The organism is Nocardia sp. NPDC058058 (assembly GCF_042885355.1).
Lineage (GTDB): Bacteria > Actinomycetota > Actinomycetes > Mycobacteriales > Mycobacteriaceae > Nocardia.
Map to the genome: position 1 here is coordinate 589,897 of NZ_JBHVSA010000002.1, position 23,002 is coordinate 612,898.

At 69.9% G+C, this 23,002-nt stretch carries 7 protein-coding genes; 3 read left to right on the forward strand and 4 right to left on the reverse strand.

Going from position 1 to position 23,002, the window contains the following annotated elements:
• Positions 1 to 17 precede the first annotated feature (17 nt).
• Positions 18 to 779 (forward strand): SDR family oxidoreductase, encoded by a 762-nt coding sequence (locus ACFVUS_RS17480; RefSeq protein ID WP_387766844.1) that lies wholly within the window; start codon positions 18 to 20, stop codon positions 777 to 779.
• Positions 780 to 820: 41 nt separating this feature from the next.
• Positions 821 to 3,079, forward strand: coding sequence for a M20/M25/M40 family metallo-hydrolase (locus tag ACFVUS_RS17485; RefSeq protein ID WP_387766847.1), 2,259 nt, complete (start codon positions 821 to 823; stop codon positions 3,077 to 3,079).
• Positions 3,080 to 3,083: 4 nt separating this feature from the next.
• Here ACFVUS_RS17485 and ACFVUS_RS17490 read toward each other — a convergent pair whose 3' ends face one another.
• The 3 genes from ACFVUS_RS17490 to ACFVUS_RS17500 form a co-directional block, all read right to left on the reverse strand.
• Positions 3,084 to 5,579: an excinuclease ABC subunit UvrA gene (locus tag ACFVUS_RS17490; RefSeq protein ID WP_387766850.1), complete on the reverse strand. Its 2,496-nt coding sequence runs from the start codon at positions 5,577 to 5,579 to the stop codon at positions 3,084 to 3,086.
• A complete protein-coding gene (locus ACFVUS_RS17495; RefSeq protein ID WP_387766853.1) occupies positions 5,576 to 19,732 on the reverse strand; it encodes an amino acid adenylation domain-containing protein in 14,157 nt (4,718 codons plus the stop codon). Before ACFVUS_RS17495 ends, ACFVUS_RS17490 begins: the two co-directional genes overlap by 4 nt.
• A gap of 137 nt (positions 19,733 to 19,869) precedes the next feature.
• Positions 19,870 to 21,252, reverse strand: coding sequence for an MFS transporter (locus ACFVUS_RS17500; RefSeq protein WP_387769927.1), 1,383 nt, complete (start codon positions 21,250 to 21,252; stop codon positions 19,870 to 19,872).
• Between the two features lie 230 nt (positions 21,253 to 21,482).
• On the opposite strand from ACFVUS_RS17500, the gene ACFVUS_RS17505 reads away from it, so the two are divergent.
• A complete protein-coding gene (locus tag ACFVUS_RS17505) occupies positions 21,483 to 21,932 on the forward strand; it encodes a MarR family winged helix-turn-helix transcriptional regulator (protein ID WP_387766856.1) in 450 nt (149 codons plus the stop codon).
• Between the two features lie 87 nt (positions 21,933 to 22,019).
• Here the strand turns inward: ACFVUS_RS17505 and ACFVUS_RS17510 are convergent, their stop codons facing one another.
• Positions 22,020 to 22,922 carry a zinc-binding dehydrogenase gene (locus ACFVUS_RS17510; RefSeq protein ID WP_387766859.1) on the reverse strand — a complete coding sequence of 301 codons (903 nt, stop codon included), beginning with the start codon at positions 22,920 to 22,922 and terminating at the stop codon, positions 22,020 to 22,022.
• Between the last annotated feature and the right edge of the window lie 80 nt (positions 22,923 to 23,002).

The following is a 23,002-nucleotide window of genomic DNA, read 5'->3' on the forward strand; positions in this document are numbered from 1 at the left end:
CAGCTCAGGATGAGTTCATGAGCTACGAGAACCTGAACAACCGCACCGCCGTCATCACCGGAGCCGCCAGCGGCATGGGCGAGGCGACCGCGTTGCTGCTGGCCCGCAACGGTGCCCGGGTAGCACTGCTGGCCCGGCGCGCCGATCGACTGGAGGCCCTGGTCGGCAAGATCGAGGCCGAGGGTGGCACCGCGCTGGCGGTGCCCGTGGATGTCACCGATCCGGCGAGCGTGCGTGCGGCGGCCGAGCGGGTGCACGAGAACTTCGGTCCGGCGGATCTGGTGGTGAACGCGGCGGGCGTGATGCTGCCCAATCCGATCGCCGACGGCCGCGAGGACGAGTGGGTCCGCATGATCGACACCAATATCACCGGCGCGCTGCGCGTGATCCGGGCGTTCGTCCCGGATCTGCTGGCCGCCGCCGATGCCGGGCGCACCGCGGATCTGGTGGATATCTCCTCCATCGGCGCTCATGTGACCTTCCCGAATTACGCGGTGTACGGGGCAACAAAGGCCGCGCTCACGCATCTGTCGGCGAGCCTGCGCAGTGAACTGGGTCCGCGCCGGGTGCGCGTGACCAATATCGAACCGGGGCTCACCGATACCGAACTCGGTTCGCATATCGACAATGCCGAACTGAGCGAGGGACTGGACGGGATGTTCTCGTACCTGGACGCACTGAGCGCGGGCGATATCGCCGATCTCATCGCGTACACCACCAGCCGCCCGCGGCACGTCAACCTGCGTCAGATCATCGCGCTGCCGACCCAGCAGGCCTGAGCCGCACCGCCCGCACGGGTTTCACCCCTACTATCGATCTCATGCGGGTGGGACGAGGGCTTTCCGGTTTTCTGGCATTCGCAGTACTGCTGGCGGTGGTGGTGGCCACCGCCTGGCAGGGGCAGCCGCACGGATATCGCGATAAATCCGCGCCGCCCGAGGTGTTCGCGGCGGGTCGGGCGATCGAGACCGTGCGCGCGATCGCGAGCACACCGCATCCGGTGGGAACCGCCGAACATGACCGGGTGCGTGACCATCTCGCGGACGAGCTGCGAAAACTGGGACTGGACACCGAGATTCGATCGGGTGTCGGCCGCTGGCCCGGAGATTTCAAACCCGATCGCACCGGACTCGGCCGGGTCGACAATATTGTCGGCACCCTGAAGGGCACGAATCCGACCGGCACCGTCTACCTGGTGGCGCACTACGATTCGGTGCAATCCGGACCGGGCGCGAATGACGACGGCGTCGGGGTCGCGGCCATCCTGGAGGCGATGCGCGCGCTGCGGGACAGTGAGAACGGGCTGCGCAACAATGTCGTCGCACTGCTCACCGATGGCGAGGAGCCCGGCCTGCTGGGCGCGGAAGCCTTTGTCGCGGCCGGGAATTACGACCGCGATGGCGTGGTGGTCAACCTCGATGTACGCGGTGCGGGCGGACCCGCGCTGCTGTGGCGGATCACCCGGCCCGATGGCGGACTGATCGATATCGCCGCGAACGCGCCGTATCCGAATACCGATTCGATGACCACCACGCTGGCGGGCGCGGGGGTCTCCAGCACCACCGATTTCGTCGCCTTCGACAAGGCCGGACTGCCGGTGCTGGATTGGGCCTATGCGGGGCGCAGCGCCTATTACCACAACATCAAGGACGATCCCGAGCACGTCGATCTCGCGACCCTGCAGCAGATGGGCGCGAATACCCTCGCACTGGCAAGGGATTTCGGCGAGCGCGATCTGACCGACACCTCCGATCGATCCAATCCGGCTTATTTCCCACTGCCTTTCGGCGTGCTGGTGGTGTGGCCCGCCTGGGTGATCATCACGCTCGCGGTGCTGTCGCTGCTGGCGACCGGCTGGGTGATCCGGCAGGTCCGGCGCAATGGCGAGGCCACCGTGAAGGGTGTGATCGGCGCTGCCGCGGTGACATTGGCGGCACTGCCGGTGGCGGTGGGCGCGACGTACGGACTGTGGTGGCTGGTGCAGTTCATCCGGCCCGAGTACCGGGCCTGGCCCGTGGACCCGTACCGGCCGCAGTTCTTCCAAGCCGCCCTGCTGGTATTGACGGTGGCCGTACTGACCGGCGGTTATGTGCTGGCGCGCCGCTGGTTCGGCGCGACGGGCGCGGCGATCGGACTGCTCACCGGCGTGGTGGCGGCCGGGGCCGGGGTGACGGTGTACTCCCCCGCCGCGGCGGAGATCATGGTGATCCCGGCGTGCGCGGCGGCCCTCGGGGTGGTGCTCACCTTCGTGGTTCCGGAGCGCTGGCGGCTGCTGACGCTCACGGTGACGCTGCTGCCGGCGGCCGTATTCCTGGGCGGGAGTGCGTGGTCCGGTATCCAGGCCGGGCTGATGACCGCACCGTTCACGGGGGTGCCGCTGGTGGTGGTGCTCGGCGGGCTACTGCTGCTCACCCTCATCCGGAGCTGGCCCGCGCGGCGCGGCTGGACGATTCCGGCGCTGGCGGTGGTGCTCACCCTGGTGCTGACCGCGGTGGGACAGGCGGTGGATCGTTTCGACGTGGAGCATCCCCGGGTGACCCAGGTGTCATACGCGCTGGACGCGGATCACGGTGACGCGCAATGGTTGTCGGTGCTCGCCCCGGACGATTGGACGCGGCACTACGTGAATGACGGTGCGCCGGGCGCGCCGTACTCGGACCTGTTCTCCGGGGTGGTCGCCGCCGGCAAGGCGGTGCCCGAGTCGCTCAGCGCACCGGTCGCCGAAATCCTCTCGGACAAAACCGATTCCGGACAGCGGACGGTGCGCCTGCGGTTGCGTTCCACGCGCGGGGCCACCAGCATCGATCTGCACTGGGAGCAGGCTCCGAGCTCGGTGACCGTGGCCGGTCGGGAACTCACGCCGGTGCCGCACAAGAGCTTTCACTTCGTCGCGCCGCCAGCCGAAGGCATCGAGGTGCAGCTGGTCGCACCGGCCGGGCCGGTGAACCTGACGGTCATCGATTACACCTGGCTGCCCGATTCGAAGCTGACGCAGGGGCCCGGCGGCGGGCATCCCGACGACGCCTACTTCCGGCAGGACAGTTCCGCCGCCGTCTTCGTGCGGGTGCCGGGCCTGTGACAGGTCAGGGTGTGCCCGCACGCTGGTGTCGGCGCAGGTAGCGGCCGGTCAGGCTGTCCGGCGCGGCGGTCAGCTGGCGGGGCGTGCCGGTGGCGATGATCCGGCCGCCTTCCGGACCGCCGCCCGGCCCCATATCGATGACATGGTCGGCGTCGCCGATCAGATCCAGATCGTGATCGATGGCGATGATCGTCGCGCCGCCGTGCAATAGGCGGTCCAGCACGCCGACCAGGGTCCGCACATCCTGCGGATGCAGACCGGTGGTCGGCTCGTCGAAGACGTAGAGCAGATGGCGTTGACCGGTGCGCAGGCCGCTGGCCAGACGCATGCGCTGGGCCTCGCCGCCGGACAGGCTGGGCGTGGGCTCACCGAGACTGAGGTAACCGAGACCGACTTCGCGCAATGCCTGGAGCGGTGCGCCGATGCGCGGTACGCCCGCGAAGCGATCGGCGGCATCGGCGACGGTCAGGTTCAGCACATCGGCGATGGTCGAACCGTCGACGCGCACCTCGAGCGTCTCGGGGTTATAGCGCGCGCCGTGGCAGGCGGGGCAGGTGAGCACCATATCCGGCAGGTACTGCACATCCAGGGAAATCTCACCCAGGCCCGTGCAGGTCGGGCACTGCCCGCCCTTGACGTTGTAGGAGAATCTGCCGGCGCCCCAGTGCTTTTCGCGGGCCTGCGGGGTGGCGGCGAACAGCGCGCGGATACCGTCGAAAGCACCGGAGTAGGTGGCGGGGGTGGATCGGCTGTTATTGCCGATCGGCGTGGAGTCCACCGTGATCACCCGGGTGATGCCGCCGGTGTTCAGCTCTCGGACATGGGCGGGCAGGCGCTCCCCCGCGAGCTGGCGGGTGAGCGCGGGGACGAGGCTGTCGAGTACCAGAGATGTTTTACCGGAACCGGATACGCCGGTGACCAGGGTCAGCCGCTGTAGCGGAAAGCGCGCGGTGACATCATGCAGGGTGTAGAAGTCGCCGACGGTTATCTCCAGCTGCTCATCCCCGGCGCGCACCGCCCGGGGCTTGCGGGCATGCAGGTCGGCGCGGCCCGAAAGGTACGGTCCGGTAATCGAATTCGGGTCCTCGGACAGCTGCGCGACGGTGCCCCGGGCGATGACGGTGCCACCCGCGCGACCCGCACCCGGCCCCATTTCCAGGAGCTGGTCCACCTGGCGCAGCAATTCCACCTCGTGGTCGACCATGACCACCGAATTGCCATTGTCGACCAGTGCCCGGATGACGCCGGTCAGGCCGTCCATATTCGCCGGGTGCAGGCCGATGGACGGCTCATCCAGCACGTAAAGCATTCCGGTGGAACGGGTTTGCAGTGTGGCGGTGAGCTGGATGCGCTGCCGCTCTCCCGTGGAGAGCGATTCTCCGGCGCGGTCCAGGGTCAGATAGCCGAGCCCGAGGGTGAGCAGCGGATCGATGGCACGCACGAATTCGGTGGTGAGGCGGGTGGCGAGCTCGCGCATTTCAGCGGGTAGACGGTCCGGCAATTCCGGTGCCCACGTGAACAATTCGGCGAGGGTGAGCGCACTGGTCTCGGCGATGGTGCGATCCTCGAGCAGCGTGCCGAGCGCCTCGGGGCGCAGCCGGGTGCCGTGGCAGACCGGGCAGATGTGCAGGGTGAAGAATTTGCTCAGCCGCTCGCGGGTGGTCTGGCTATTGGCGTTGGCGAGCGAATGCCGCACCGCCGCACGGGCATTCTCGTAGACGCCGTTGAGTTCGGCGGCGCGACCGGATTTGGTGGTGACCACCACGTGCCGTTTCTCGGCGGGGCCGTCCAGCACGATCTCGCGCTCGCGCGCGGTGAGGTCGCGATAGGGCACATCGATCCGCACACCCAGTTGCGCGGCGATCTGCGGTTGGAAATCGCGCAGCGGCAACTTCCAGGGTGCCACCGCGCCCTGTTCGATGGTCAGGTCCGGGTCCGGGATCAGCGCGTCGTCGTCGATCTCCTCGACCGTGCCCAGACCGCCGCAGCGCGGGCACGCGCCGAAGCTGTCGAACGAGAAGGATTCCGCGCCGGGCAATTCCACCCTGCCGCCACATTCGGGCAGGTCGACATAGCCGCGCATCGCCACCTCCAGGGTGGGCGGCAGCCGGAAACCGGTGGGGCACAGGTGCGATCCGAGCCGCGAATACATCAGTCGCAGCACGTTGTACACCTCGGTCATGGTGCCGACCGTGCTGCGCCGCCCCGGGATCGGTGGGCGCTGGCGCAGCGCCAGGGTGGCGGGCAGGAAGTCGATGCGATCCACATCCGGGCGCTCGGTCTGACTGATCCGCCGCCGGGTGTAGGTGGACAGGCCATCCAGGAAACGCTGATAGCCCTCGGCGTAGAGCACATTCATGGCGAGCGATGACTTGCCCGAGCCGGACAGACCGGTGATCGCCACCCAGGACCACAGCGGGATCTCGACGTCGATGTCCTTCAGATTGTGCACGCGCGCGCCGAAAACCTTTATGGCGCTGGGCAAATCGTCGACGCTCACGGACGGTCCCAGCGCCGCGCCAGCTCCCGGCCGATCACCGCGAGCGGTGCGGCGGCCGACATGCCGATGTGGGTGGCGTCCACCTCGATATCGGTCACCACCCCGGTGATGTGGTCGATCCAGCTCTCGGCGGGACGGCGGGCCGCGTCGGTCTCCCGAATCGCGGTGAAGTGCAACAGATCCCCGCGATAGCGGCCGGACGGTTCGCCCGGGACGGCGCGCGAGAGCGCGACGGTGGCCCGCTCGACCAGGTCGGGCGGGAACACCGCGGCCGCGCGAGCCACATCACCGTTGGCACGCAGTTCCGCCCACGCGGATTCGGTATCGCCCGAGGGCTGTTCGGTGCCGTCGTACGCGGCGGTGTCCAGCAGTGCGAGCGTGCGCACCCGCGCGCCGAGCAGTTGCAACCGCACGGCGACCTCGTGGGCGATGCGGCCGCCGAGCGACCAGCCCAGCAGGCGGTAGGGTCCGACCGGCTGCACCCGGCGGATCTCGGCGACATAGCGATCGGCGTAGTCGGCGAGGGTGGCGAAGGCGGGCTCGTCGCGGACCACCCAGGGATCCTGGATGCCGTACAGCGAGACGGCGGGATCCAGATGGGTGAGCAGGCCCGCGTAAGGCCAGGCCATACCGCCACCGGGGTGAATGCAGAAGAGCGTGTCCGGACCGGTGCGCCGCAGGGGCAGGACCACCGCGTAGGACTCGTTTTCCACTGCGCCGCTCGCTATTTCGGCACTGTCGGCCGGGATGGCGGTGGGCTGCGGCGCTTTCGGCTCGAGTCGGCGGGCCAGTGCCTCGACCTGCGGCGCCTCGAAGAGATCACGCAGGGTGACCGCACCATCCAGGAGTGCTATGGCCCGCGCGGCGGTGAGGGAATTGCCGCCGAGCGTGAAGAAATCGTCGTCGAGGCCGACCACCGCCACCCCGAGAAGTTCAGCGAAAGCGGTGGCGACCCGCTGCTGCTCGGGTGTGACAGGAGCTCGGAACCCGACGGCGGGCAACGCCGGTGCGGGCAGCGCGGCCCGGTCGACCTTCCCGTTCGCCAGCATCGGCATGCGCTCGAGCGGTACCACCGTCGGCATCAGCTGTGCCGGAAGGCGTTGTGCGGCAACCTCGGTTACCGCGGCGACGTCGATGGTCCGACCCGGCTCGGCAATCACATAGGCGACGAGCCGCGCGCCCGCCGCCGCTGCTGCCGGATCGGCAACCTCGGCCGCGACCTCCCGCGTGTCCGCGCCGGTGCGGGTGTCGGCTGCCGCGGGTGCGGGCGGGTGCACCAGGGCCGCGACCACCTGGGCGACGCCGGGTGCCGCGGCAATGGCCGCCTCGATCTCGCCGAGTTCGAGCCGCATACCGCGCAGCTTGACCTGGAAATCGCCGCGGCCCTTGTAGATCAGCTGACCGTCGGCGGTCCAGGCGGCCCGATCGCCGGTGCGGTACAGGCGTGCGCCGGCGGGGCCGAAGGGATCGGCTACGAAATGGGCGGCGGTGGCTGCGGTTCGGTGCGAGTAGCCACGCGCGAGGCCCGCGCCGCCGAGGTACAGCTCACCGGTCGCGCCGACCGGGACCGGGCGCAGGCAGCGGTCCAGCACATAGCAGCGCGCGCCGACGACCGGCCCGCCGATCGTCACCGGTCGCTCACCGTCGAGGGCGTCCTCGAGGGTGGCGATCACCGTGGCCTCGGTGGGGCCGTAAACGTTCACCAGGCGATGCGCCCTACCCCAAACAGCCGCGACACCGGGCGGACAGGCTTCGCCGCCACTGATCACCGCCCGCAGGTCGGTGAGCCCGGCGGCATCGGTGCAGGCCAGCACGGCGGGCGTGATGAAGGCGTGGGTCACCCGCTCCCGCCGCAGGAACTCCGCCAGCGCCGCGCCCGCGTACACCTCCGGCGGCGCGACGACCAGCGCCGCTGCCGCCCCGGCCGCGAGCACCAGCTCCCACACCGAGGCGTCGAAACTCGGTGCGGCCACGCACAATACGCGGTCGCCCACCTCGACACCGATCGAATTCACCTGTGTCGCGGCCAGATTCGCCAGACCCGCGTGACTGATCACGACGCCCTTGGGCACACCGGTGGAGCCGGAGGTGTGAATGATGTAGGCCGCGTTGCCGATATGCGCCGGACGCGGCCGCTCGGCGTGCGACCGCACCGCCGCTGCCCCGGCGTCCGGAGCCCTATCGATCTCAGGCAGCGAATCGGTGGCGACGGTTCCGTCGGCGGACAGCGCGATCATGTGCATCTCGGTGTTCCCGAGTGCGAGGGATTCGGTTGCGGTGGTGATGATTACCCGCGGTCGCACCGAGTGCAGCAGATCGGTGGTGCGGGCGGCCGGAGCGGCCGGATCCACGGGCATGAAGGCCGCACCGGATTTCGCCACGGCCCAGCAGGCCACCACCCAGGCGAGGGAGCGGGACATCCCCAGCGCCACCACGTCTTCCGGTCCGACGCCCCGGGCGATGAGCCGCCCGGCCAGGCGATCCGCGCGATCATCGAGTTCGCGGTAGGTGAGAGCCAGGTCGCCGTAGCGAACAGCCTCGACGTCGGCGGCACGGCGTACCGCTGCGGCCAGGATGCCGGGCAGCAGCAGGTCGCTGTCCGCGGCACCGGTCCTGTTCCAGTCCTGGATGATTCGGCGATGCTCCGACGTCCCGAGGATCGGCAGCCGGGCAATGGGGGTCAGCGGCTCGGCAGCCACGTGGTCGAGCAACGACAGATAACGTCCGGCCAGGGCCACGATGGTGTCGTGGTCGAAAAGCTCCGTGGCATAGCGGATAGTCACGGTCAGGCCGGAATCAGTCGGCGCGACAGTGAATTCCAGATCGAAGCGTGCGGTCGACGACTCGGGTGCGACCACTTCGGCGGACAGACCCGGCAGCTCCAGGCGCGCGGGCTCCAGGTTCTGAAGCGCCAGCATCACCTGGAACAGCGGATGCCGAGACCGCGAACGCGGCGGATCAACGGCCTCCACCACCTGCTCGAACGGAACCTCGGCGTGTGCGAAGGCAGCGAGATCGACCCCGCGCACCCGCTCCAGGAACTCCGAGAATGACTGCGCGGCCCGCACTTCCGTGCGCAAGACCAGCGTATTGACGAACATTCCGACCAGATCGTCCAGCTCGGCCGCCCCACGCCCGGCCACCGGGGTGCCGATCGCGATGTCATCACCATCCGACCAGGCGGCCAGCAGCACCGCCAGACTCGCGTGCAACACCATGAACAACGAGGCATCATGCTCGGCCGCGACGGCACGCAGCCCCCGCACCGTCCGATCCGGGATCTCGCACGCCATCGCCGCACCGGCGCAGGAGGCGACCACCGGGCGCGGTCGATCGACGGGCAAGCCGAGTTCGGCGGGCGATCCCGCGAGTGTGGTTGCCCAGTAGTCGATCTGACGCGACATCTCGGAATCGGGCTCCGCGACCGTACCCAGCGCGGCACGCTGCCAGAGCGTGTAGTCCGCGTACTGCACCGGCAGTTCGGCCCACTGCGCGCGGATCCCCTGGCACGCGGCCGAATAGGCCGCCGCCAGGTCCCGGGCCAACGGTCCGAGCGAATAGCCGTCGGCGTTGGCGTGATGAATCACGAACGCCAGCACCCACTCCCGCGCCGAGTCCAGCGACTCGCCGAGCGCGAAGAGCCCGCCGCGCACCGGAACGGCCGCCGTCAGATCGAAAGGCCGCGAACAGAACTCCCGCAGTTCCGCTCGTACAGCCGCACCATCGACCACACGCGTTTCCAGTATCCGAGGCGGCGAACCGGCCACGTTCACGAGCTCACCGGAGTCCGAGGATCTACCTTCGCCTCGTCCGCGAGGCTCGGGCAGGATCCGTTGCACGCCTTGTCCGTCGAGGTCGGGGTAGTAGGTCCGCAGGGATTCGTGGCGGGCGATGACCTCGCGCACCGCTGTCTGCATAGCGGTCACATTCAGGCGGCCGCGCAGGCGCAGGACCAGCGGAATGTGGTAGGCATCGGACTGCGGGTCGAGGCGGTGCAGCAGCCAAAGGCGTTGCTGCGCATAGGAGAGTGGGATGTGGTCCGGGCGCGGTTGCGCGGTGAGTGGGGTGCGGGTGCTGCGCGGGGCGGCGGCCAGGTGGGCGGCCAGCGCCGCCACCGTGGGGGCGTCGAAGATGGCGCGCACCGGAACTCGCGCGCCCAGTGCCGAGCTCAGTCGCGCGGCGACGCGGGTGGCGCTGAGGGAATTGCCGCCCAGGCGGAAGAAGTCATCGTCCAGGCCGACCCGGTCCAGGTGCAGCACCTCGCCGAATACGCCCGCCACCGCGCGCTCGACGGTGGTGGCCGGGGCGCGGAACTCGGCGGTTTCGGGTGCGGGGGCGGGCAGGGCCGCGCGATCGAGTTTGCCGTTCACGGTGCGCGGCAACCGTTCGCACAGCACGATGGCGGAGGGAACCAGGTGAGCGGGCAGGGTCGCGGTCAATGCCGCGCGCACTCCGGCAACCTCCAGGTTCGGCGCGTCGGCGGTGATGTAGGCGACGATCCGAGCATCGCCGGGCCGCTCCGCGTGGAGGACGGCCACGGCTTGGCCGACGCCGGGCAGATCGGTCAGCGCGGCCTCGATCTCACCGGGTTCGACCCGCATCCCGCGCACCTTGACCTGGGAGTCGTTGCGCCCCAGGAACTCCAGCGCACCATCGGCCCGGCGGCGCACCGCATCCCCGGTGCGATACATCCGGCCGGGGGCGAACGGATCCGGCAGGAACCGGAGCGCGGTCAGCCCCTTCCGGCCGTGGTAGCCGCGCGCGACACCCGCCCCGGCGATATACAACTCCCCCGTCACACCGTCGGGCACCGGGCGCAGCCCGGCGTCGAGGACATAGCAGCGCATCCCCACCGCCGGTCCACCCAGCGTGACCGACTGCCCCCGCTCATACGGCGCACTGTAATTGGAGATGACGGTGACCTCGGTGGGACCGTACGCGATCAGCAGACGACGACCGTCGGACCACCGGGCCGCCAGCGCGGGCGGCACCGCCTCCCCACCGGTCACCAGCACCCGCGGCTCCGACCCGGCCCAACTCCGCGATTCGGACGCATCGTCGACCGAATCGGTTGCGGTGCTTCGCAGTTCGTCCGGATCCAGCTCCGCGAGAACCGCGGGTGTCAAGAACGCGTGGGTGATCCGTTCTCGGCGGATGAGGTCGGTGAGTTCGGGGCCGCCGTAGAGGTCGGGGTCGGCCAGGACCAGGGTGGCGGCCGCGCCGAGGGCGAGCAGCAGTTCCCAGATCGAGGCGTCGAAGCTCTGCGATGCCGCCGCGAGGATGCGGGAGTCGCGCTGCGGGGCACAGTGTTCGGACTGTGCCGCCACCGTGTTGGCCAGACCCGCGTGGGTGATGACCACGCCTTTGGGCGCGCCGGTCGAGCCGGAGGTGAAGATCAGGTACGCGGCGTCGTGGAGACGCACATTGCGCAGGCGTTCATTGCCGGTGACGACGGCCGCCGACGTGGCGGCGAGTTCCGCGGAGACCTCCGGCGCGTCCAGAGTCAGCCACATCGGCTGCGCGCCAATGGAATCGGTGGTTGCGTGCGCCTTCGATCGCGCTCCGCGAACCGCGCCGAGGTCCGGCAGCCAGGGACGTGCGCCGGAAGTCGTGATACCCAGTGCCGCAGCGGAATCCGTGAGCACCTGTTCGATTCGGCCGGACGGGTGGCGGGGATCTATCGGGAGATAGGTCGCGCCGGATTTGGCCACGGCCCACAGGGTGATCACCCAATCCACCGAGCGGCGGACGGCCACCGCCACCACATCACCGGTGCCGATGCCACGGCGAATCAGGGCCCGGGTCAGGCGGTTCGACTGTTCGTCGAGTTCACGGTAGGTGAGGGAGCGATCGCCGTACACCACGGCGGTGGCGTCGGGGGCCAGGGCGACCGCGCGGCACATGAGACCCGGCAGGTTGATGCAGGTGGCGCCGCCGGTGCGGTTCCAGCCGTAGAGGATGTCGTGGCGTTCCTCGGGGGTGAGGACGTCCATGGCCTGGACGGGGCGATCCGGATCGACCGACACCTGGGCCAAGAGGCGGCCGAAACGGCGCAGCAGGCTTTCGGCGGTGTCCGGATCGAAAAGGCCGCTGTCATAGCGCAGGGTCAGGTCCAGTCCGGAATTCCGTTCGGCGACTTCGAATTCCAGATCGAATCGCACGCTGCCGGTGCGTGGCGGCAGCGTCTCGACCCGCACGCCGGGCAGGCTCAGTTCGGTCGAACCGAAGCTCTGGTAGGCCAGCACGACCTGGAACAGCGGATGTCGGGCGGTGCTGCGCGGCAGGTCGAGAGCCTCGACGATCCGCTCGAAGGGTGTGTGCGCGTTGTCCAGCGCCTCGACATCGAGATCGCGGACCCGATGCAGCAACCGCGCGAAGGATTCGCGCTCGTCGACCGAGACACGCAGGGCGACCGGATTGACGAACATGCCGACGAGATCGTCCAGACCGGGCTGATCGCGCCCGGCGGTCGGGGTGCCGATGACGATATCCGCTGTGCCGGAATGCTTTGCGAGCAATACGGTGAGGACCGCATGCACCACCATGAACAGTGAGGCGCGGTGGCGGCGGCCGAGCTCGCGCAGACCGCCGGTGATCTCCGGCGGCACCGTCCACTCGACACTGCCCCCGGTATGCCGGGATTGCCTGGGGCGCGGGCGATCGAAAGGCAGCGGCAACTCCAGCGGAGCCCCGTCCAGCACCGAGATCCACTGCTTCAGTTGACGATTCAGCTCAGAGCCGGGATCTTCGGCGGTCCCCAGCGCGGCGTGCTGGCGAATCGCGTAGTCCGAGTACTGCATCGGCAGCACGGGCCACTTCGGCGCACCGCCGAGGGCGCGGGCGGTATAGGCGGTGGCGAGATCGCGGGCGAGCGGGCCGAGTGAGAAGCCGTCGGCGTTCACGTGGTGCACGACCAGGATCAGCACCCAGGAGGCGGGCCGCCCCACTTCGTCGATGCCGTAGAGCCGCGCCCGCATCGGCGGTGCTGCCGCGAGATCGAAAGGCTCGCACTCGAATTCGGCGAGGACCTGATCCAGGCGCTGCCGGGTCACCCGGCGGATCTCCAGGGTGCCGCGATCGGACTGTGCCACCGCCTGATACGGCGTCCCGTCCGATTCGGGAAAGTAGGTGCGCAGCGCCTCGTGCCGCCGGGTCACATCCGCCACCGCCGCGGTCAGCGCCGCCACATCCAGCGCTCCGCTCAACCGCACCGCCAGCGGAATGTGATAGGCCGCCCCCGCACCGAGCCGGTCCAGCAGCCAGATGCCCTGCTGCGCGAAGGACAGCGGCACCCGGTCCGGCCTGGGGCGCGCGTCATCGCCGATCGGATCGAACGGTGCGCGCGCCCCGCGCGCCGCCAGCATCCCGGCCAGCCCCGCCACGGTCGGCTCTTCGAACAGCGCGCGCAGCTCCAGATCGATACCGGCGGTGCGCAATGCCGCCACCGCGCGGGTCGCGCTCAGCGAATTGCCGCCGAGGGTGAAGAAGTCGCCATCCGCGCCGACGCGATCCCGGCCGAGGACCGAGGCGAACGCGCGCGCCACCGCCTCCTCGAGCGGGGTCTCCGGTGCGCGGTACCGCTCCCGGGCGCGCTCGGGGGCGGGCAGCGCCGCCCGATCCACCTTTCCGGTGATGGTCAGCGGAAAGCGTTCCAGCACGGTCACCGTCGGCAGATACCGCTCCGGCAGTATCCGGGCCAGTTCGACGCGCAGCTCCGCCGGATCGATCCGGTGGCCCGCCTCCGGGACCACGTACGCGACGATCTCCGGCTCCCCCGGTCCGGACCGTACGGCACCGTCGGCGGGCGGCAGGTCGGCCGCGTCGGTGCTGACGGCACCGGGCCCGTCGGCCGCGGCGGACCGGGGTTCCGGCCGCGCGTCCGCGTGCAGCACGACCACGGCGTCCGCGACCCCGGTCGCGGTGGTGAGCGCGGCCTCGATCTCGCCGAGCTCCACGCGGACGCCGCGAATCTTGATCTGGAAGTCGTTGCGGCCGTGGTAATCCAGCTCACCATCACCGCGCCAGCAGCCGAGATCACCGGTGCGGTACAGCCGTTCGCCGGTCTCGGCGAACGGACTGGGGACGAAACGGGTCGAGGTGAAGCCCGGGCGGCGGTGATAGCCGCGCGCCAAACCCGGTCCGGAGACATAGATTTCGCCGATCACTCCCGGCGGAACCTCGCGCAGGCGACCGTCCAGCACATGGCAGCGCGCACCGACCACCGGGCCGCCGATGGATACGGTGGCATCGGCGCACAGCGGGCGGCTCACGCTCGACCAGATGGTGGTTTCGGTCGGACCGTAGACGTTGACGAAACACCGTCCGGCGGACCAGAGTGCGGCCAATTCCGGCGGGCAGGTCTCACCGGCGGTGGCGAGCAGCCGCAAATGCGGGAGCCGCCCCGGATCGGCGAGGGTGGCCAGCACACGCGGGGTGAGCATGGCGTGCGTGATGCGCTCCTGCTCCAGCAGGTCGAGCAGGGCGTCACCGGCGTACGCCCACGGCGGGGCGAGCACCAGGGTCGCGCCGGATCCCAAGGCCAGCAACAGTTCCCACACCGAGGCGTCGAAACTGGGCGAGGCCACCGCGAGCACCCGGGCGTCCGGATCGGCGTCACAGCGCTGCGCCTGGGTGACCAGCACATTGGCCAGGCCACCGTGGGTGATGGTGGCGGCCTTGGGGATTCCGGTCGAACCCGAGGTGTACATGACGTACGCCGGGTGATGCGGCCGCAGCGGGCGCACCCGGTCCGCGTCGGTGACCGGGGCCGCCGGGTCGTCGGCGGGCTCGTCCGGATCGATGAGCAGCCAGCCGCCGCCCGCCAGTGCGGGCAGGTCCGCACGACGGCGGTCGGTGGTGATGCCCAGGGCCGCGCCGGAATCCGCCAGCATGTGCTCGATGCGTTCGGCGGGCGCGTTGGGGTCGACGGGCAGATAGGCCGCGCCGCTGTGCGCGATCGCGCACACCGCGACCACCCATTCCGGGGAGCGCGGCAGGGCCACCGCGACAATGTCCTCCGGGCCGATGCCCAGTGCGATCAGCCTGCGCGCCAGTTGATTCGCGCGCTGCCCGAGTTCGCGGTAGCTGAGCGCGCCGCTTTCGCATCGCATCGCGCACGCGTCCGGATCGTAGGCGGCCGCGCGGGTCAGCAGGCCCGGCAGGGTGATCGCGACCGCCTGGCCGGTCTCGTTCCACTCCCGCAGCAGGCGGCGCTCCTCGGCGGAACACAGGTCGAGCGCGCCGACCGGGGCCGCGGCATCGCGGGCGATATGTTCCAGCATTCGGCACAGCCGCTGCGTGAGCGCGCTCATGGCGGGTTCGTCGAAGAGTTCGGCGGCATAGCGCAGGCTCACCGCCAGCTCGTCCGGGGACTCCGCGACGGTGAATTCCAGATCGAATTTGGCCAGCGGCAACGGCATTTCGACCGATTCCACCCGCAGACCGGGCAGCTCGAACTCCGCGTGCGCGCGCGGGCGGAAGGACAGCATCACCTGGAACAGCGGATGCCGGGTTCCGGAGCGCGGCAGTTCGAGGGCGTCGACCACCTGCTCGAACGGGGCGTCGTCGTGCGCGAACGCGCTCAGATCGATATCGCGGACCCGGGACAGCAGACCGTCACAGGATTCGGCCGGATCGACCGGCACCCGCAGTACGAGGGTATTGACGAACATGCCGATCAGGTCGTCGAGGCGGGCGTCACCGCGCCCGGCCACCGGGGTGCCGACCGCGATATCGCTTCCACCCGATACCGCGGCCAGCACCGCCGACAGGCCGGCGTGCACGACCATGAACATGGTCGCGCCGTGCCGGCGAGCTACCTCACGCAATCCCCGGACGGTGCTACCGGGAACCTCCACACTCACCCGCCCCGCCCGCCGCGAGCCGCGCGCCGGGCGCGGCCGATGCGGTGGCAGACCGGATTCCACCGGCAGCCCAGCCAGCGCGCGCGACCAGTAGCCGAGCTGCCTGGACAGTTCGGACTCCGGATCGTTCGCGGCGCCGAGCACCTCGCGCTGCCAGAGGGTGTAATCCGCGTACTGCACCGGTAGCGCGGTCCACTGCGGAGCCGCACTGCGTGCCCGGGCCGGATACGCGGCCGCCAGATCCCTCGCGAATGGAGCGAGCGAAAGTCCGTCGGCGATCACATGATGCACCAGAACGGCGAGAATATGCTGCTCCGCCACGCCCTTCGGGTCATGAATCCGCAGCAGCCGCACCAGAATCGGCGGGGCGGCCGCGAGATCGAAACTGGCGCGCCCGAACTCGGCCAGGGTCTGCTCGACATCCTGGGCCGCAACGGTTTCCGCGACCAACCCCGAAACCACCGTGTCGACCGGCGCGATCCGCTGCCGCACCACCCCGTCGACCTCGGGAAATGAGGTGCGCAACGCCTCGTGCCGCTCCACCACATCGGTGAGCGCCGCGGTCAGCGCACTGACGTCGAGCGCACCGGTCAACCGCAGCCCAAGCAGCATGTTGTACGCCGCCGACTCCGGATCCATCCGCTGCGCCAGCCAAAGTCGCTGCTGCGCATACGACATGGGCACCACCGGTCCGCGCTCGCGCACCCCCGGCCGCTCCCGCTCCACCAGCAGATCCCGCGCCCCCACCCGCGCCGCGAATCCCGCCACCGTCCCGGCCTCGAACAGATCCCGTACCCCGGCCGCCACCCCCAGCGCCGCCCCCACCCGCCCCGCGACCAACGCCGCCCCGAGCGAATCCCCACCCAACGCGAAGAAGTCGTCATCGAGCCCGATGCGCCGTCCGCCGAGCCGTTCACCACCGTTCGTACCGAAGGCAATGCGCTGTGCCGCACCGGGTACCGTCACTCCGGTGCCGGATGTCGCATTTTCCGCACCGGCAGCCGCAGTCTCCGCACCGGACGTCGCCATCCTCGTACCGGCCGCCGCAACCTCAGCGGCGGTCGACGCAGCGCCCGCACCCGGCGCGTTGGCCGTCGCCGCGGCTCTCGCGGCGGCGCTCACCCCGGTAGTGCCGCCCAGCACTTCCGCGAACACCTGGGCCACAACCTTTTCCGCCGCCGTGACGGGTGCGCGATAGCGGAACCGGCTCGCCGCCGCCACGGGCGCCGGCAGTGCGGCCCGATCCACCTTCCCGTTCGCCGTGACCGGCAACCGATCGAGCAGCACGATCACCGGCACCATGTAACTCGGCAACCGCTGCGCGACAGACACTTCCAGTTCACGGGTGGTGAGCAACACCCCCGGCTCCGGAACCGCGTACGCCGCGATCACCGATGCTCCGGCGGGTACCGCCCGCGATCGCCGTGACGGATTCGCCGCGACACCCGCCTCATTCGGCCGGACGAACTCCCCACCATCACCGCCGCCGGGGTGGACGACGACCACGGCCTGGGCGACGCCCGGGCACGCTGCCACGGCGGCTTCGATCTCGCCGAGTTCTATTCGGATGCCGCGGATCTTGATCTGGGAGTCCAGGCGGCCGTGGAATTCGAGGTCGCCGGAGTCGGTGCGGGTGGCGAGATCGCCGGTGCGGTACAGGCGTTCACCTGGCGCGCCGAAGGGGTCGGCCAGGAAGGAGGTGGCGGTGGCGGCCTGCCGGGTGAGGAACCCGCGGGCCAGGCCCGGGCCGCCGAGGTAGAGCTCGCCGACCACGCCGGGCGGGACCGGGCGCAGCCACGGATCCAGGACGTAGCAGCGCATGCCGGGGACGGGGGTACCGAGGGTCACCGGGCGGTCGGGGGTCAGCGATGCGAGGTTGGTGACGATGCTGGCCTCGGTGGGGCCGTAGACGTTGACCAGGGTGCGGCCGGGCGACCACGCCGCGACGACAGCCGGTGGGCAGGCCTCGCCGCCGGTCGAAAGGTAGTGCAGGGTAGGCAGTCCGGTCGGGTCGGTGGCGGCGAGCACGGCGGGGGTGAGGAAGGCATGGGTCACCCGTTCGCGGCGGATGAGGTCCGCCAGGCGCGGTCCCGCGTAGGAGTCGCCGTCGGCGATCACCAGGGTCGCCCCGGTGGTCGCGGCGAGCAATACCTCCCACAGCGAAGCGTCGAAGGTCGGGGTGGTCGCGCACAGTACGCGGTCGCCCGGACCCGCCGGAAGGTGATCGGCCTGTGCCGCAAGCAATCCCGCCAGACCGGCGTGGGTGACGACCACCCCCTTCGGCGCACCCGTCGAACCCGAGGTGTAGATGACATACGCCGGATGTCCCGGGCGCAGCGCGCGCACCCGGTCCGCACCCGAGATTGCCGACTGCCCGTTTCCGGCGGCACCGTCCGGAGCACCGGCAGCGACGGCTCGGCCGCCCTCGACCGGGACGGCTCCCCGCGAGCGAGGTTCCACACCGGCAGCAGCGTTCATATCGGCCGGGTCGGCCGCGGACTCCGATAGTGCTGGGACGGTGAGGGATTCGCGGCCGCGACGGAGGCGGGCGGGGAACGGCGTCGCGGCGGTGTCGAGCAGGAGCCGCACCCCCGCTTCGGCGAGGATCGAGGCCAGGCGGTCCGCCGGTTGGGTCGGGTCGATCGGTAGGTAGGCGGCGCCGGCTTTGGCCAGCGCCCAGATGGCCACCACCCAGTCCGCGCTCCGGCGGGCGGGCACCGCGACTATGTCCTCCGGGCCGATGCCACGGCGAATCAGATTGTGCGCCAGCTGATTCGATAGGTGGTCCAGCCGGGCGTAACCTAGGGAGGTCGCGCCGTCGAGCACGGCGGGGGTGTCCGCGCCGCGGCGGGCTCCGGCGGTCAGCAGGTCCGGGAGCAGGCGGGGTTCGGGGCCGTCTATGCGGTTGGGGGCGTGCAGGATTCGGTCGCGCTCGGAGTCGGTCAGCAGTCCGATGCCGCCGACGGGCTGATCCGGATCGGCCGCCAGGAAGTTGCCCAGGAATAGCAGGAAGCGGTTCAGCAGGTCGTTCAGTTCGGGTTGGTCGTAGCGATCCGGGTTGGCGAGGATATCGACCGAGAGGCCTTCCTCGGCCCCGGCGCGATACAGGTTGAAGTGCAGATCGGCCACCGAGCCCGAGGACAGGATGCGGTATTCGCCGGTGGCGCGGCCGAATCGGCTGGTGCGGTCGAAGAACATCAGGTTCACGGTCGGGCCGAGCATTTGATCGGGACTCACGCCGAGATCGCGGCGCAGCTCCTCGAAGCGGTAGCGCTGATGCCGGAGCCCGCCGGTGATCTCCCGCGCCGCCGCCGCGATCAGCTCGCGCGCGGTGATCGCGCCCGCGCAGCGCAGCCGGATCGGCAGCACATTGGCCAGCATGCCGCCGGATCGCTTCAGCGCGGCGGTGGTTCGGGCCGACGCCGCCAGCTGCACCATCGGCTCGGTGCCGCCGGTGGTCCCCGCCCGGAACGCGCAGACCGCGGCCACCAGCACCTGCGCCGGGCTCACCGCACATTCGGCGGCCAGCTGTTCCAGCGCCACCCATTCGAACGGTGACAGCGCACCCGCCGAGCGCAGCGCGACGGGCACCGGACCGGTGCCGCGCACCCGGGCCGCCACCCCGCTCGGCGGCGCAACGGTCCAGTCCGAGAAGCGTTCCCGCCAATAGTCGCGGTCCGCGGTGAACCGCGCCGAGGCGCGGTATTCGGCGTCGGAGACCTGGATCGACTCCGGTGCGAGACCGCCGAACGGCTCCGGTTCGGTCTCGCGCAGCAGGGCGTCGTACCACTGCCCGATCCGTGCGATCAGGCTCAGGCCGCCGTAGCCGTCGATGGCCACGTGATGCATCTGCGCGTACCAGATATGCAGTTCCGGCTCGACCCGCAGCAGCGCCGCCGCCCACAGTGGCGCGTCGATGAGTTCGATGGGTTCGCGATGCCGCCGCTGCATCCAATCCAGTGCCGCCCGATACGGTTCGGCCTCGGAGGTGAGGTCGACCCGTTCCAGGCCGCCACCGATATCGGCGGCCAGCCACTGGTACGGCCGCCCATCGGCGCGACCGATGCGCAGGCGGCCGACGCCGAACTCCTCGAAGGCGCGGCGCGAGGCGGCGTCGAAGAGTTCGGCGTCGAGTTCACCCCGCAATTCCAGGTAGTGCGCCTGGCCGGGAAGGGCGCGCGGATCGGTGCGGTCCCCGGTCCCGAGATCGTCCGCGAGCCACAATTCCATTTGGGCGCGGGACAATTCGAACGGCACGGCGACGCGGACATCCGGAGACTGGGCTGGCACTGTCCCTCCCGAAGTCGAGAGCGGCGGAATGAGCCGGAGCGCAATTGGATACGGTCTTTTCGCTCCGACTGCGGACAGTACCGCACAGTTGCTGGAAGTCTGCTGCTATTTCCAGCGTGCCGTAGGTGGACGACTGATCAGGCCCCCACGGCCTTCGCGCCGATGGTCGAGCGGCCGCTTGCTTCGTCCCCCTTGACCGGAATGAACGCGGCGATCGCCGCCGAGGCCAACGCCACCCCGCATCCGATGAAAAGCCCTGTGCGGAAACCGCTTTCACTCGGAATGGCATGTCCGCCGAGGCTGGTGCTCATTTGCGCCAGCACCGCGCCGATGACCGCGGCCGAGAACGAGGTGCCGATCGAGCGCATCAGCGTATTGAAACTGTTCGCCGCCGCGGTCTCGGACAGCGGCACCGCGCTCATGATGAGCGCGGGCATCGCGCCGTACGCCAGCGCCACACCGCAGTTGCAGACGCAAACCGCCACCAGCAGCCCCCAGGTGGAACCCATGAGCACCGTCGAGGAGGCGTAGCCGGCGGCCAGCACCAGCGCACCGGCCACCAGCGTCACCTTCGGCCCGCGCGCCGCCGACAGCTTCGCGCCGAGCGGTGATACCAGCATCATCATCAACCCGCCGGGAGCCATCCACAGCCCCATCGCCAGCATCGACTGTCCCAGGCCGTATCCGGTGGCCCTGGGCAGTTGCAGCAGCTGCGGAATGATCAGCGACGCCGAGTACATGCCGAAGCCGAGCACCATCGACGACGCGTTGGTGAGCAGCACCTTCGGCCGTGCGGTGACGCGCAGATCCACCAGCGGATCCCGGGTGCGCAGCTCCCACCAGCCCCACAGCGCGAGCGCGAGGACCGCCGCGACGAGCAGTCCGATGATCCCGCCGTTGTCCCAGCCCCAGCTCGCGCCCTTGGAGATGCCGATCAGCAGGCAGATCAGGCCGACGCCCAGCCCGATCGCGCCGACGACATCGAAGCGGCCCTTGGCGAGCACCGGAACATCGGGCACCACCACGTAGATGAGAATCGCGATGAGCAGGCTCAATCCGGCCGCCACCCAGAACAGCACCCGCCAATTCGCGTGCTGCGCAACCGCTGCCGCGACCGGCAGGCCGACCGCGCCGCCGATTCCCATGGAGGCGCTCACCATCGCGATGGACGGGCCGAGCCGTTCGGCGGGCAGCAGATCCCGCAGCGCCGAAATGCCAAGCGGCAGAATGCCCATGCCCATGCCCTGCAAGCCGCGCCCGATGATCATCGGCGCGACCGATCCGGCGACCGCGCACAGCACCGAGCCCGCGATGAGCGGAACCGTGGAGATCAGCAGCATGCGCCGCTTGCCGTAGAGATCGCCGAGCCGCCCCGCGACCGGTGTGGTGACGGCCGCGGCGAGCAGGGTCGCGGTCACCACCCAGGAGGCATTGGATCCGCTGGTGTGCAGCAGCGCGGGCAGTTCGCCGAGCAGCGGCACCACCAGGGTCTGCATGACGGCGGCGATGATGCCCGCCATGGCGAGCACGCCGACGATGCCGCCGGGCCGTCCGCCGTTCGAGTTGCCCGGCACCGGGTCGGCTGCCGACCCGGCTCTGGCGTCACTTGCTGACACGGCCACGCGCTTCTCCTCATCGATCGAGTGCAACGCATGTGTACGGTACACATGATATGCATTGTGCATATCCATGCTGTGACCCAGATCACCTGTGATAAACAGGCTCACGCAGGCTGCTACGGAAGGACGGCATGGAAAAGCCCACGGACCGGGTCGAATTCGAAACCATGCTGCTCGGCCGGTACACCATCAACGCGCGCTACCGGCGCGACGGCACCCGCCTGGACCGCAGCGCCTACGTGCTGCTGAGCCGCCTCAGCGCGCAGGGACCGATGACGATCGGCCAGCTCACCGAGGCTTTCGGCCTGGACACCTCCACCCTGAACCGGCAGACCGCGGCCCTGCTGCGCGCGGGCGTGGTGGAACGCATCCCCGATCCGGACGGCGGCATCGCCCGCAAATTCCGGATCACCGCGGCGGGCGAACGCGGACTCGAGGACGAGCGCACGGCCAATACCGAAGGGCTGCAACGGGTCATGGCGAACTGGTCGGCCGAGGACGTGGCGATCTTCGCGGGCTACCTGGAGCGGCTCAATACCGATATCGAACGCATCGACGGAAGACCCTGGCCGCGACCGTGATTCGACGCCGATCGGAGCGGGCACCGAGCCGGGGACGACATCACGGTGTCAGCATGTCCCCGGGCGGCCCGACCGCGCGGCGCCGCCTCAGGCGGTGCGGATCATGACGCGGCCGAGATTGCGGCGGGTGGCGACGAGGTCGATCGCGGCGTCGATGCCCTCGAACGGCAGCACGGTGTGCCGGGGTCGAATCAGCCCGGCCGCCAGCAGTTTCCACAGTTCGGCACGGTAGGAGTCGATCAGATCCGGCCGGGTGCGGCTGAGCAGGCCGACCGAGAAGCCGGTGACGGTCTTCAGATCGGCGAGCAGACTGTTCGCGTCGACCGTCCCGCGCCCGGCGCTGTACGCCACCAGACGGCCGTGCGGCGCAAGGATTTCCACGCCGCGCTGGACGAGCTCGCCGCCGACGCCGTCGAGCACCACATCCACGCGTTCGGTCCACGGCTCGTCGTAGGTGACCACCGCATCGGCACCGCACTCGCGCACGAATTCCGCCTTCTCGGCGGAACCCACCGCCGCGACGACCCGGCTCGCGCCCAGGGCTTTGGCCGATTGCACCGCGAGATGGCCGCTGCCGCTGGCCGCGCCGGTGATCATGATCGACTCCCCCGCCGCGAATCGCCCGGCGCGCAGCGCACCGAGCGCGACCAGACCGCCCCGCGCGATGGCGAGCGCATCGGCGGCGGCCACCCCGTCCGGAATCGCGGTCACCAATGCCGGTGCCGCCAAGACGTATTCGGCGTACGCACCCTCGAACACCACGCCCGCCACCCGGCGGCCCACCCATTCCGGCGCGATATCCGGGCCGACGCCTACGACGGTGCCCGCGATCTCACCACCCGGATCGACCGCCGTGTCCGCGGCGATCATCCGAACGAGGCCCACACTGACGCCCGCGAGTTCCGAACGAACCAGCAGCTGCCCGGGACCGGGAACCGGCTCGGCACCCGCAATCCGCTCGGGAACACCGGAAAACCGCAGCTTGCGCATATGAAAAACCCTTCGCCCTAATCTTGTGACGAGCACAAGATTAGGGCGAAGTGAATTGCTATGTCAATCCTAAAATTCCG

Coding starts and splice junctions, on each gene's coding strand:
- ACFVUS_RS17480 (WP_387766844.1), top strand. CDS start 18: ATGAGCTACGAGAACCTGAACAACCGCACCGCCGTCATCACCGGAGCC.
- ACFVUS_RS17485 (WP_387766847.1), top strand. CDS start 821: ATGCGGGTGGGACGAGGGCTTTCCGGTTTTCTGGCATTCGCAGTACTG.
- ACFVUS_RS17500 (WP_387769927.1), bottom strand. CDS start 21,252: ATGGCGGGCATCATCGCCGCCGTCATGCAGACCCTGGTGGTGCCGCTG.
- ACFVUS_RS17505 (WP_387766856.1), top strand. CDS start 21,483: ATGGAAAAGCCCACGGACCGGGTCGAATTCGAAACCATGCTGCTCGGC.
- ACFVUS_RS17510 (WP_387766859.1), bottom strand. CDS start 22,922: ATGCGCAAGCTGCGGTTTTCCGGTGTTCCCGAGCGGATTGCGGGTGCC.